The sequence below is a fragment of the Burkholderia sp. YIM B11467 genome (assembly GCF_052952715.1).
The window spans coordinates 674743-687373 of sequence record NZ_JBQVSQ010000003.1; the positions used below are offsets into that span (position 1 = coordinate 674743).

Below are 12631 nucleotides of genomic sequence, written 5' to 3' on the forward strand. Positions count from 1 at the left end.
ATTGTCTCGAAAAATGGCGCCAGATGAAAGGCCGATGTCGGCAAGCGACGGGCGCACCGGCCCGGACGCGTCGCGCAGGCGCAAAAAAGCCCGCTCGAGGCGGGCTTCTTGCCGGATCGGCCGCAGGCCGATGCGTGCTTACGCGAACGAGTAGAACACCCGGAACGCGACCTTGCGTTCGGCCCAGAACTCGGCCGCTTCGCGGAACACGTCGAGCAGCGTCTCGCGCCCTTCCTTGTCGAATTTCTGCGCGATCGGCAGCCCTTCGAGCACGATCACGAAACCGGGCTGCGCGCCGGCCTTCGCGACGAGGTCGGTCAGGCAGTCGTACAGCGCGTCGTAGTTCTTCCCGAAATGCTTCGGAAACAGGAACGACGTCGCGATCGTTTCCATCACTTCCTGCTTCGACTGCGCGGCGCCGCAAAACGCGTACAGGAAATGCTGGCCGAGCCGGGTGGCTTCGTCGGCGAGATCCTGCACGCGGAACGCGCGGATCGACTGCACGAGATTAGGTCGCACGCTCGTGAAAAGGCTCATAGGCTCCTCGTTCGATGAAAGCCCGGGCTCGGCTTCCTGTTGCTCCGGCGCACTGCCGGCCTGCGCCGCCGCGTGAAGTTGGATCACGCGCTGAAACAGATTGCCGTCGCCGGTCGCGAACAGTTCCGCCGCCGTCGCCGTATCGTGCGCGTAGATGGAGTCGCTCATGCCATTCATCCCGAAGTCATTCAACAATACGTTTAAAACTGTTGTAGTGGTCGCCCGTGTAATAACAGTTGTCGATCCGGCGCAACGGCCCGCCACAGACGATCCGGCGCGCGCCGCGATTGCGGGCACGCGGCGTCGGCACCGTGTATTCATGGTAGTAGCCGCGCTTCGCCTTCGGCAGGATCCGCTCGCGGTTGCCGAACACGACGCCGTCTTTCTCGTACGGATAGGGACCGCCGGCGCCGATCAGGCCCAGCGTGGTCACGGCCTCGCGCGGAAGACTGGCGGTCGGAATCGTATCGAGCCCGCTCGCGGCCACGTCGGCCGAAACGGCCTCCCGTGCGTAAGCGGCGGAAACCAGACTGCCCGTCGGCGTGCCGACGATACCCATCGCGAACATCGCGAAGACGGACGCGAGCGCGCCGTTGCGGAGCCACTTGCGTGCCATGAACCAGGGTTCCCGCTGTTAAATCAAGTAGTTGACGACCAACAAAGGCGTTAGCGTAGCGTTATTGGCCGCGCGAATCAATGTCCGTTTGGGAATCGAAAGCCCGACGACGCGCCGATTTGCGCATTTCTTACCGAAATTACACTACATTTATCTTACACAGGATAAAATACAAGCGGCATTTCTCCATGGCAAGACCTGCCTCCTTGCCACGCTCGCTACCCGGAGCGGTGAGAGATGCTGCTGTTGCTTGAGGGAAGCGCGTTTGCGCCCTGCCCGACGGCGTGCCCATTGCGGGCACGCCGCTTTTTTCTTTTGTTTACAATTTCGCCCGACGCGCCACGCCGGTTCGACCGGCCTGGCGCGTTCGTTTTTGCTTAGCGCGTGGCGTTGACGTCGGCGACCAGCAGCGCCGCCATGTTGACGATGCGGCGAACGGTCGCCGATTCGGTCAGCACATGCACCGGCTGGGCAGCGCCCAGCAGGATCGGCCCGATCGCGATGTTGTTGCCGGCGGCCGTCTTCAGCAGGTTGTACGCGATGTTCGCGGCGTCGATGTTCGGCAGGATCAGCAGGTTCGCTTCGCCTTCCAGCGTCGACTCCGGCAGGATTTCCTTGCGCAGCGCCGCGTCGAGCGCGACATCGCCGTGCATCTCGCCGTCCACCTTCAGCTCCGGTGCGCGTTCCTGCAGGATCTCGAGCGTATCGCGCATCTTCTTCGCCGAAGGTGCGTTGCTCGTGCCGAAATTCGAGTGCGACAGCAGCGCGACCTTCGGCTCGATGCCGAAGCGGCGCACTTCTTCCGCAGCCATGATCGTGATCTCGGCCAGTTGTTCCGGGGTCGGATCGACGTTCACGTGCGTGTCGACCAGGAAAATCTGGCGGCCCGGCAGCACGAGGCCGTTCATCGCCGCGTACACGCTGCAGCCCGGGCGCTTGCCGATCACCTGGTCGATGAAGTGCAGATGGCGGTGCGTGGTGCTGATCGTGCCGCAGATCATCCCGTCCGCTTCGCCCTTCTTCACCAGCATCGCGCCGATCAGCGTCGTGCGGCGGCGCATCTCGACGCGCGCGAGCTGTTCGCTGATGCCCTTGCGCGCCATCAGCTTGTAGTACGTCTGCCAGAAGTCGCGGTAACGCTCGTCGTGCTCGGTGTTGACGACCGTGAAGTCGACGCCCGGATTCAGGCGCAGGCCGTAGCGGTGGATACGGTGCTCGATCACCGACGGGCGGCCGATCAGGATCGGCGTCGCCAGTTTTTCGTCGACGATGATCTGAACGGCACGCAACACGCGCTCTTCTTCGCCTTCCGCGAACACCACGCGCTTCTTCTCTTCCGGCGCGGCGCGCGCGATCTGGAAGATCGGCTTCATCGTCGTGCCGCTGTGATACACGAACTGCTGGAGGTGGACGCGGTACGCCTCCATGTCCTCGATCGGGCGCGTCGCGACGCCGCCGTCCATCGCGGCCTGCGCGACGGCCGGCGCGATCTTCACGATCAGGCGCGGATCGAACGGCTTCGGAATCAGATATTCGGGCCCGAACGACAGGTCCTGGATGCCGTACGCAGTCGCGACGATGTCGCTCTGCTCGTGCTGCGCAAGCTCGGCGATCGCGTTGACGGCGGCGATCTCCATTTCACGCGTGATCGTCGTCGCGCCGACGTCGAGCGCGCCGCGGAAGATGAACGGGAAGCACAGGACGTTGTTGACCTGGTTCGGGTAGTCGGTGCGGCCGGTCGCGAGAATCGCGTCCGGGCGCACTTCGAGCGCCGCTTCCGGCAGGATTTCCGGCGTCGGGTTCGCGAGCGCGAGGATCAGCGGGCGCTCGGCCATGCCCTTCACCATCTCCGGCTTCAGCACGCCGGCGGCCGACAGGCCGAGGAAGATGTCCGCGCCGTCGATCACTTCGGCCAGCGTACGGGCTTCCGTTTCGCGTGCGAAACGCTCCTTGTCCGGGTCCATCAGTTCGGTGCGGCCCTTGTAGACCACGCCGGCCAGGTCGGTCACCAGGATGTTCTCGATCGGCAGGCCGATGTCGACCAGCAGGTCGAGACACGCGAGCGCGGCCGCGCCCGCACCGGACGCGACGAGCTTCACCTTCTTGATGTCCTTGCCGACGACCTTCAGGCCGTTCGTGACGGCCGCGGCCACCACGATCGCGGTGCCGTGCTGGTCGTCGTGGAACACCGGGATCTTCATCCGCTTGCGGCACTCGCGCTCGACGATGAAGCAGTCCGGCGCCTTGATGTCTTCCAGGTTGATCCCGCCGAAGGTCGGCTCCAGCGCGGCGATCACGTCGACGAGCTTGTGCGGGTCCGACTCGTTCAGCTCGATGTCGAACACGTCGATGCCGGCGAACTTCTTGAACAGCACCGCCTTGCCTTCCATCACCGGCTTCGACGCGAGCGGGCCGATGTTGCCGAGACCGAGCACCGCCGTGCCGTTCGTGACGACGCCGACCAGGTTGCTGCGCGCGGTGAAACGCGCCGCGTTGAGCGGATTCTCGACGATCTCCTCGCACGCGAACGCCACACCCGGCGAATACGCGAGCGCGAGGTCGCGCTGGTTGATCATCTGCTTGGTCGGGGCGATCGCGATCTTCCCGGGAGTCGGGAATTCGTGATAGTCGAGCGCGGCTTCGCGGAGCTTGGCTTTGGAGGAGGCTTGCGTGGACATGTGTCTCTTGACGGGCGGATTAGAATAACTCTTCGACGGCATTGTAGCGCCAATCACCGGCCGCCAGACCGGCGTTTCGGGTGCGACAGCCGCGACAAAAATGTCCAGAACGGTACACGAACACCCGCCGTTCGCCTCGTACAATGCCGTTCCTTCAACCGTATCGGATCCATCCGCCGTGCCAGCCGCCCTCTCCGAGTTTTCGCTGATCGAACGCTTCTTCGCGCGCCGCGCGGCACAGGGCACGCGCGCGTCGACGCTCGGCATCGGCGACGATTGCGCGCTGATCACACCCCGATCCGGGAAATTGCTGGCCATTTCGACGGACATGCTGGTCGAAGGCCGCCATTTCTTCCCTGACGTCGCGCCCGACGCGCTCGGCCACAAGACGCTCGCGGTCAACCTGTCCGACCTCGCGGCGATGGGCGCCGAGCCGCGTGCGTTCACGCTCGCGTGCGCGCTGCCGCGTGCCGATGCGGCATGGCTCGAAGCGTTCAGCAACGGGCTGTTCGCGCTCGCCGAGCGGTTCGGCTGCGAGCTGATCGGCGGCGACACCACCAGCGGGCCGCTGAACCTGTGCGTGACCGTCTTCGGCGAAGTCGCGCCCGACGCGGCGCTGCGGCGCGATGCCGCGCGCGACGGCGACGACGTCTGGGTGTCCGGCACGCTCGGCGACGCGCGCGCCGGCCTCGGCGTCGCACGCGGCGAATGGGCCGCCGGCGCGAACGAAGCGGCCGCGTTCCGGCGCGCACTCGAGCGCCCCGAGCCGCGCGTCGCGCTCGGCCTTGCGCTCGCGGGCGTCGCGCACGCGGCGCTCGACATCTCGGACGGCCTCGCCGGCGACCTGCAGCACATCCTCACGCGCTCGAACGTGCGCGCCGAGATCGACGCCGATGCGGTGCCGCGCTCGGCCGCGCTCGCGACGCTGTCGCCCGACGTGCAGCGCCGCTGCACACTGGCGGGCGGCGACGACTACGAGCTGTGCTTCACCGCGCCGGCCGCGGCCCGCGCGGCGGTCGAAGCGGCCGGCGCAACGGCCGGCGTTGCGGTCACGCGAGTCGGTACAATACGCGCGTTGTCCGCCCCGTCGGAGCAGCCCGCGATCGCGTGGCGCGACGCCGCCGGCGCCCCCCTGGCTCTCACGTTGCACGGCTTCGATCACTTCCATGCAGACTGACCCGACGTCCGCGCACGCCGCGACCGAGCCCGACGCCGCACCGAACGCGCCGAAGCGTGCGAACGCGCGCTTCATGCTGTCGCACCCGGCGCACATCGTGTCGCTCGGCTTCGGCAGCGGGCTCGCGCCGATCATGCCCGGCACGTTCGGCTCGCTGTTCGGCTGGCTCACGTTCGTCGTGCTCAACCGCTACCTGACGGTGCCCGAATGGTGGGGGCTGATCGCGGCCGGCTTCGTGGCGGGCACGTGGATCACCGGTTTCACCGCGAGGAAGATGGGCACGTCCGATCCGGGGCCCGTCGTCTGGGACGAGATCGTCGCGATCTGGCTGGTGATGCTGTTCGTCACGCCCGCGACGTTCGTCGGCCAGTTGTGGGCGTTCGTTGCGTTCCGCATCTTCGACATGCTCAAGCCGCCGCCGATCCGCTATTTCGACCGTCGCCTGAAAGGCGGGCTCGGCATCATGGTCGACGACCTGATCGCCGCGTTCATGACGCTGCTCGTGATCGCCCTGTGGCGCTCCGTCGTCGGCTGACCGATTTCCCGACTCCCGTTTCCCGACGCGCATGCCAACCGATTCCGTCGTCCACCAGCTTGCGATCCGCGCAGGCAACAAGTTGCGTGACGAGCACCTGACGCTCGCCACCGCCGAATCCTGCACCGGCGGCATGATCGCCGCGGCGATCACCGACATCTCCGGCAGCAGCCAGTGGTTCGAGCGCGGCTTCGTCACCTATTCGAACCAGGCCAAGATCGAGATGATCGGCGTGCCGCCCGAGTTGATCGACAAGCACGGCGCCGTCAGCGAGCCGGTCGCGCGCGCGATGGCCGAAGGCGCGCTGCGCAACAGCCGTGCGCAGGTCGCGCTGTCCGTCACGGGCATCGCGGGCCCGGCCGGCGGCAGCGAGAAGAAACCGGTTGGCACCGTGTCGTTCGGCTGGAGCAACCGGCTGCATACCGACGCCGAGACCCTCGTATTCAAGGGCGACCGCGAACAGATCCGCACGCAGGCGGCCGCGCATGCGCTGCGCGGGCTCCTGAAGCTGCTCGACGAGCGCGAAGGCTGAAGCGCGGCCCGCCAGGCGCGGGCTCGGCAACAGGCCGCCCGGGCGGGCGGCCTGCACATTTCAGCGATACGCGTTGATCGTATCGCGGGTCTTTTGCGCGGCGAGCGCCGCGGCTTCGGCGAAATCCTCGCCGTTGCTCGCGTACAGGATCGCGCGCGACGAGTTGATCATCATGCCCGTCGCGTCGGCCGTGCGGCCCGCGTTGACGGTCGCCTGCACGTCGCCGCCCTGCGCGCCGATGCCGGGAATCAAGAGCGGCATGTCGCCGACGATCCCGCGCACGATCTCGATTTCCTTCGGGAACGTCGCGCCGACCACGAGGCCGAGCTGGCCGTTCTTCGCATTCCACTTGTTCGCCGCGAGATCCGCGACGACCTGGTACAACGGCCGGCCGTTCGTGTCCAGGAACTGCAGGTCGGAGCCGCCCGGGTTCGACGTGCGGCACAGCACGATCACGCCCTTGCCTTCATGCTCGAAGTACGGCTCGACCGAGTCGTAGCCCATGTACGGGTTCACCGTGACCGCGTCCGCGCGATAGCGTTCGAACGCTTCGCGCGCGTACTGTTCGGCCGTGCTGCCGATGTCGCCGCGCTTCGCGTCGAGGATCACGGGCAGGCCCGGATGCTGGAGATGGATGTGCGCGATCAGCCGTTCGAGCTGGTCTTCCGCGCGATGCGCGGCGAAGTAGGCGATCTGCGGCTTGAACGCGCTCGCGTACTGTGCGGTCGCGTCGACGATCTGCCGGCAGAATTCGAAGATCGCGTCGGGCTGGCCGTCGAACTGCACGGGAAAGCGCGACGGCTCGGGATCGAGGCCGACGCACAGCAGCGAATTGGTGCGCTGCCACGCGGCGCGCAGCGATTCAATGAAAGTAAGCGGGGAAGACATGGCGGGTACTCGCGGCAAACCGTTGGTAGACCGCGTATTTTACCCGCGTCGCCGGCGTCCCTCGCGTGTCGCGGCATTGCTGCGCGCATCGGCGCGCTCGACGGTGAACGCGAAACGCCGCGTGAGCCGCTCGCCCGGCGCGAGCAGCGTCATCCCGTGCGCGACCGCGCCGCCGGGCAGGTTCATCGCATTGATCGGATGATCGACCGGCTCGAAGCAGAAGAAATCCTCGCCGGGCGGCGTATAGAGCACGTACGCATCGGTGTCGGCCGCGACGGTCAGCGACAGCCTGCGGCGCGGCCAGCTCACCGTCGCGTGGCCGCCCCAGCCGGTGAACGCATGATTGACGAGCGCGGCCGGCAACGGATACGCGACGCCGAACTGCCAGGCCGGCGGCACGCTCACGTGCCGCACCGGCAGGAAATCGGCGCCCGACAGCCACAGCCCGCCGGCGGCCGCGGCCAGTTCGGTCACGGCATCGCGCACGAGGAACGGATGCACGCCGAGCCCGAACGGCAGCCGGGCGCGCCCCGCGTTCTCGATCGACAGCGCGATCGACAGTGTCGCATCGTCGAGTTCGAACGACTGGATCGCGCGGAACGCATACGGCGCGCCGCCGGTACGATCGAGCGACAGTTGCAGCGTCGTGTCGGTCGCATCGTCCACCTGCCACGGCGCGAGCCAGCCGTCGCCGTGGATCGGCAGCGGCTCGTCGCGGCGGTTGCGCGGCACCGCGACGCTGCGGCCGTCGCATTCGAAACGCCCGTCGCCGATCCGGTTCGAGTAAGGCAACAGCGGGTAACACGCGAGCTCGTTCGGGTCCGTCGCCGTCTCCGGATGCTCGCAGCGGCGGAACACCGGCATCAGCGCGCCGTTGTCGCCGCGCCAGTCGAAGCGCGCGATGCCGCCGCCCAGGTGCGGCAGCACGTCGAGCCGCAGCGACGCGTTCGACAGCGTGACGGCCGCCGCATGCGCGGCGCCGACGCCCTGCGCGAAGGCGGCCGTCTGCGGGCCGGGGCTGACCGGCTGCGCGGCGGCGGCCAGCCGGGCGCGGCGCGACTGGCTGGTGGACGACGATGCGTGCGAGGACGTGGCGGTCATGATGAGCTCCTTTCCTTCGTCGAAGAAACGATGCAGGTCGGTGCGAACGGTCAGGCCCAGCCGCCGTCGACGATCACGTCCTGCGCGGTGATCATCCGGCTGTCGTCGGCCGCGAGGAACAGCGCCATCCGCGCGAGGTCGCCGGGCAGCAGTTCGGCGTCGAGGCACTGGCCGGCCTTGATCGCCGCGCGGCCCGCGTCGTCGAGCCACAGCCGGCGCTGCTTGTCGGTCATCACCCAGCCGGGCACCAGCGAATTCACGCGGATGCCGAACGGGCCGAGGTCGCGCGCGAGGCCGCGCGTCAGGCCCTGCACGGCCGCCTTCGCCATCACGTAGACGGGATAACCGCCGTTCTTCAGCATCCAGCTGATCGAGCCGAGATTGACGATCGAGCCGCCGCCCTGCTGCTTCATGTCGTCGATCACCGCCTGCGCGGCGAAGAACTGGTGACGCAGGTTCACCGCGATGCCCGCGTCGAACGATGCGGGCGTCACGTCGCCGATCGCATGGCGCGTGTCGTTCGCCGCGTTGTTCACGAGCACCGCGATCGCGCCGATCCGCGCACGGATCGCGTCGATCGCATGACGCAGCGCGTCGACGTCGGTCAGGTCGCACCGGATGAACAGCGGCGCGTGACGGACGTGCGGCACATGCGCGAGGCTTTCCGCCAGCGCCGTGCCGGCGGCCGCGTCGAGGTCGACGAACGCGACGCGCGCGCCCTGCTGCGCGAAGTGCTCGACGAACGACGCGCCGATGCCGGTCGCGCCGCCCGTGATCAGCACCGCGCGATCCGCGAGGCTCGGGTAACTTGCATAACGCGCAGGGCTCGCGGTGAGCGGGTCGTGCGCGGACGTGTCGATGGTCATGCGGTTCGTCTCCGTGAAGGCGGCTCGGGTCAGTCGCGTACGCCGCGGTTCTTCAGCTGGTCGAGCAGCACGGCCGCGAGCAGGATCGCGCCGCGCACGAGGTATTGATAGAACGCGTCGATGTTCAGCAGGTTCATCACGTTCTCGACGGTGCCCATGATCAGCACGCCGATCACGACGCCCGAGATCGTCGCGCGGCCGCCCATCAGCGACACGCCGCCGAGCACGCACGCGGAGATCACGTTCAGCTCGAAGCCCTGCGCGGCGTTCGGCTGGCCCGACGTGATGCGCGACGCGAGGATCACGCCCGCGAGCGCCGTCACCGCGCCCTGGATCAGGAAGATGTACACGCGCGTGCGTTCGACGTTGATCCCCGCGAGCCGCGACGCCTCCGGGTTGCCGCCGATCGCGAGCGTGTTGCGGCCGTACACGGTCTGGTTCAGCAGCACGCCGAACGCGATGAAGCACAGCAGCGTGACCCAGATCGGCAGCGACACGCCGAACATCGACAGCCCGCCGAGCGCGATGAAGGTATCCGACGACACGCCGACCGCCTGCCCCTTCGACACGATGAAGCCGAGCCCGCGCACGATCTCCATCGTCGCGAGCGTCGTGATCAGCGCGTTGATGCGCAGGTACGCGATCACCGCGCCGTTCACGAAGCCGATCGCGGCGCCCGCCGCGACCGCCGCGACGATCGCGACGAACGTGTTGTCGGTCGCGTTCAGCACCATCGCGCACAGCACGCCCGAGAACGCGACGGTCGAGCCGATCGACAGGTCGAAATCGCGCGACGCGAGACAGAACATCATCGTGCACGCGACCATGCCGATCTGCGAGATCGACAGCGCGAGCCCGAGCATGTTGTCGATCGAGAAGAAGTGATCGACCGTCAGCGACATCGTCACGAACATCACCGCGAAGATCGCGATCAGGCTGTATTCGGTCAGATGCTGCCACCACTTCTGGCGGTCGTTCTGCTGCGGTACCAGCGTGTCGGCCGACGGCTTCACGGCTGAGCTGGCGAGGTTTTCCCTGACTTGCATGATTGTGTCTCCTGCTCCTGCATCGCGCGGCCCGCGCCGCGCCTGGTCGATTCGATTGTCGTGCGCCGCGTCAGGCCGCCTGGGCGGCGCTCGTCTGCGGCAGCGCGAGGTTCAGCACCGCGTGCTCGTTCGCCTGTTCGCGCGTCAGTTCACCGGCGATCCGTCCTTCGCGCATCACGACGATGCGATCGGACACGCCGAGCACTTCCGGCAGTTCCGACGACACCATCACGATCGCGCAGCCGCGCTCCGCGAGCCGGTAGATCACGTCGTAGATCTCGTGCTTCGCGCCGACGTCGATCCCGCGCGTCGGTTCGTCGAGGATCACGACCTTCAGGTCGGGCTCCGCGAGCCAGCGCGACAGGATCGCCTTCTGCTGGTTGCCGCCCGACAGGAAGCGGATCTTCTGCCGCCGGTTCGGCGTCTTGATCTTCAGCCGCTGGATGAAGCGGTCGGCCGTTTCGTTTTCGGTCTTGCGGTCGATGAAGAGCCCCGCGCGCAGCGAATGGCGGCGGCAACTGATGTTGATGTTCTCCGCGACCGACGCGATCGCGATGATCCCTTCTTCCTTGCGGTCCTCGGGGCACAGCACGATGCCGTGGCGGATCGCGTCGCCGGTGCGCTTCACGTCGATGCGCGCGCCGTCGAGCGTCAACACGCCCGCACGCCGGCGGTCCGCGCCGTACACGAGCCGCATCAGCTCGCTGCGGCCCGCGCCGACCAGCCCGAAGAAGCCGACGATCTCGCCCGCGCGCACCGCGAAGCTCGCGGGCTCGCGCAGCGCCGGGCCGTCGACGCCTTCGGCGGAGAACCGCACGTCGCCGAGCGCGCGCGGCGCGTAATGGTAGATATCCGAAATCTCGCGCCCGACCATCTCGGCGACGAGCCGCTCGCGCGGCACGTCGTCGAGCGACGCGTGCGACGCGACCTTGCGCCCGTCGCGGAAGATCGTGCAGCCATTGCACAGCCGGTAGATCTCGTCCATCCGGTGCGAGATGTAGATCAGCGCGCGGCCCTGCGCGCGCAGGTCGTCGACGAGCTTGAACAGCACCTCGGTCTCGCGATGCGACAGCGAGCTGGTCGGTTCGTCGAGCGCGATCACGCGCGCATTGCGCATCAGCGCCTTGCAGATCTCGACCATCTGCCGCTGCGCGATCGACAGCCGCCCGAGCTTCGCGTCGGGATCGAGATCGACGCCCATCGCGGCGAGCCGCTCGCGCACATGGCGTTTCGCCTCGCGCTTCCTCACCCAGCCGAACGCGTTCGGCAGGCGGCCGAGCAGCAGGTTTTCCGCGACCGTCAGGTCGGGCACGTACTGCAGCTCCTGGTGAATCACCGCGATGCCGGCCGCGATCGACGCGGCCGCACTCGCGAACTGCACGGGCTGGCCGTCGACCAGCACGCTGCCCGCATCGGGCTGATATTCGCCACCGAGAATCTTCAGCAGCGTCGACTTGCCCGCGCCGTTCTCGCCCATCAGGCCATGCACCTCGCCCGCATGCACGTCGAACGAAATGCCGTCGAGTGCGCGCACGCCGGGAAATACCTTGCCGATATTGTCAAAACGCAGTGCCGCTGACACGTCGTCTCCCCACTTCCGAAACCGATCGACCGCCGGCCGCCGCATCGCCGCGGCAGCCGGCGGGCCGCTTACTTCGATGCGAGACCCATCTCCTCGCGCACCTTCGACACGTTGTCGCGCGTCGCGAGCATGCCCGTCGTCAGCGTCAGCGCCGGCGGTGCCTTGCCCTGCGTGATCCACGTGTACATCAGGTCCGAGGTTTCCTCGCCATGGCGCTTCGGGCTGATGATCACGGTGCCGAAGAAGCCCGTCGGCTGCGGCTTCTTGAATTCGTTCATCGCCGAATCGGAACCGCCGATGCCGATACCGATCATGTTGTCCGCCTTGAAGCCGCGCCCTTCGGCCGCGCGCACCGCGCCGAGCACGGCCTCGTCGTTCAGGCCGTACGCGACCCAGTGCTTGAACTGCGGGTTCTTCGTGAGCGCGATGTTCGCCGCGTTGAACGCGTTCTCGGTGTCGGTCTTCGCCTGCGGCGCCGCGATCACGTTCGCCTTCGGGAAACCGGCGGCCACCAGCGCGTCGGTCGCGCCGCTGGTGCGATCATGCGCGGTCGGCAACTGTTCGTAGGTGATGTCGATCGCGCCGACGTCCTTCATGTCCCAGCCGCGCTTCTTGATCTCGGCCGCGATGCCGTCGCCGACCTGCTTGCCGATGTTGTACGCCGAAATCCCCATGTGCGGCACCGCCTCGATCGGCTTGCCCGCGCCGTCGACAAGACGGTCGTCGACCGTCATCATCTTCAGGTTGTGCGACTTCGCCTTCGCGACGATACCCGGCCCGAGCTTCACGTCGGGCGTGCAGATGATGAAGCCCTGCGCCTTCTGCGCGGACAGGTTGTCGATCGCGCTCATCACCTTCTCGCCCGACGGTGCGCCGATCTTCACGAGCGTGAAGCCCTTTTCCTTCGCCGCCATCTCGGCGAACTTCCACTCGTCCTGGAACCACGGTTCTTCCGGCTGCTTCACCAGAAAGCCGATCTTGACCGGATCGGCCGCGTGCGCGACCGGGCTGCCCATCACCACCGCGGCAGCCGCGGCCAGCGTTACGAACGTTCTGCGTTTCATCTCCAGTGT

12 protein-coding genes are annotated in these 12631 nt (G+C 67.3%); 3 read left to right on the forward strand and 9 right to left on the reverse strand.

The annotated features are described in order from the left end of the window. Positions 1 to 138: 138 nt before the first annotated feature. The 3 genes from ACTRWB_RS15060 to ACTRWB_RS15070 form a co-directional block, all read right to left on the reverse strand. Complete coding sequence (locus tag ACTRWB_RS15060; RefSeq protein ID WP_048251226.1) at positions 139 to 705, reverse strand: barstar family protein; 567 nt, start codon at positions 703 to 705, stop codon at positions 139 to 141. Positions 706 to 721: 16 nt separating this feature from the next. Then, positions 722 to 1153, reverse strand: coding sequence for a ribonuclease domain-containing protein (locus ACTRWB_RS15065; RefSeq protein ID WP_048251184.1), 432 nt, complete (start codon positions 1151 to 1153; stop codon positions 722 to 724). A 377-nt stretch (positions 1154 to 1530) separates the two neighbouring features. Next, positions 1531 to 3873, reverse strand: a complete 2343-nt coding sequence (locus ACTRWB_RS15070) for an NADP-dependent malic enzyme (RefSeq protein WP_276321857.1) — start codon at positions 3871 to 3873, stop codon at positions 1531 to 1533. A 136-nt stretch (positions 3874 to 4009) separates the two neighbouring features. On the opposite strand from ACTRWB_RS15070, the gene thiL reads away from it, so the two are divergent. From thiL to ACTRWB_RS15085, 3 genes are read left to right on the forward strand one after another with little or no spacing between them, the layout of a single operon-like run. After that, positions 4010 to 5008: a thiamine-phosphate kinase gene (gene thiL, locus ACTRWB_RS15075; protein ID WP_446902333.1), complete on the forward strand. Its 999-nt coding sequence runs from the start codon at positions 4010 to 4012 to the stop codon at positions 5006 to 5008. After that, entirely contained in the window at positions 4998 to 5543 is a 546-nt protein-coding gene (locus ACTRWB_RS15080) for a phosphatidylglycerophosphatase A family protein (protein WP_419686181.1), read from the forward strand. Before thiL ends, ACTRWB_RS15080 begins: the two co-directional genes overlap by 11 nt. 31 nt (positions 5544 to 5574) lie before the next feature. Then, entirely contained in the window at positions 5575 to 6075 is a 501-nt protein-coding gene (locus ACTRWB_RS15085; protein ID WP_446902334.1) for a CinA family protein, read from the forward strand. A 60-nt stretch (positions 6076 to 6135) separates the two neighbouring features. On the opposite strand, the gene pyrF is transcribed toward ACTRWB_RS15085, so the two are convergent. The 6 genes from pyrF to ACTRWB_RS15115 all read right to left on the reverse strand — a co-directional run bounded on the left by pyrF (position 6136) and on the right by ACTRWB_RS15115 (position 12622). After that, positions 6136 to 6963, reverse strand: coding sequence for an orotidine-5'-phosphate decarboxylase (pyrF, locus tag ACTRWB_RS15090; RefSeq protein ID WP_048251180.1), 828 nt, complete (start codon positions 6961 to 6963; stop codon positions 6136 to 6138). A 39-nt stretch (positions 6964 to 7002) separates the two neighbouring features. Continuing rightward, the gene (locus ACTRWB_RS15095; RefSeq protein ID WP_129513680.1) at positions 7003 to 8064 is read right to left on the reverse strand and encodes an aldose 1-epimerase; all 1062 of its coding nucleotides are present in this window, start codon (positions 8062 to 8064) and stop codon (positions 7003 to 7005) included. 50 nt (positions 8065 to 8114) lie between these two features. Beyond that, positions 8115 to 8930, reverse strand: coding sequence for an SDR family NAD(P)-dependent oxidoreductase (locus tag ACTRWB_RS15100; protein ID WP_446902335.1), 816 nt, complete (start codon positions 8928 to 8930; stop codon positions 8115 to 8117). Positions 8931 to 8959: 29 nt separating this feature from the next. After that, complete coding sequence (gene araH, locus ACTRWB_RS15105; protein WP_446902336.1) at positions 8960 to 9976, reverse strand: L-arabinose ABC transporter permease AraH; 1017 nt, start codon at positions 9974 to 9976, stop codon at positions 8960 to 8962. A gap of 70 nt (positions 9977 to 10046) precedes the next feature. Next, positions 10047 to 11558, reverse strand: a complete 1512-nt coding sequence (gene araG / locus ACTRWB_RS15110; RefSeq protein WP_446902337.1) for an L-arabinose ABC transporter ATP-binding protein AraG — start codon at positions 11556 to 11558, stop codon at positions 10047 to 10049. A gap of 68 nt (positions 11559 to 11626) precedes the next feature. Continuing rightward, positions 11627 to 12622, reverse strand: coding sequence for an arabinose ABC transporter substrate-binding protein (locus ACTRWB_RS15115; RefSeq protein WP_446902338.1), 996 nt, complete (start codon positions 12620 to 12622; stop codon positions 11627 to 11629). Between the last annotated feature and the right edge of the window lie 9 nt (positions 12623 to 12631).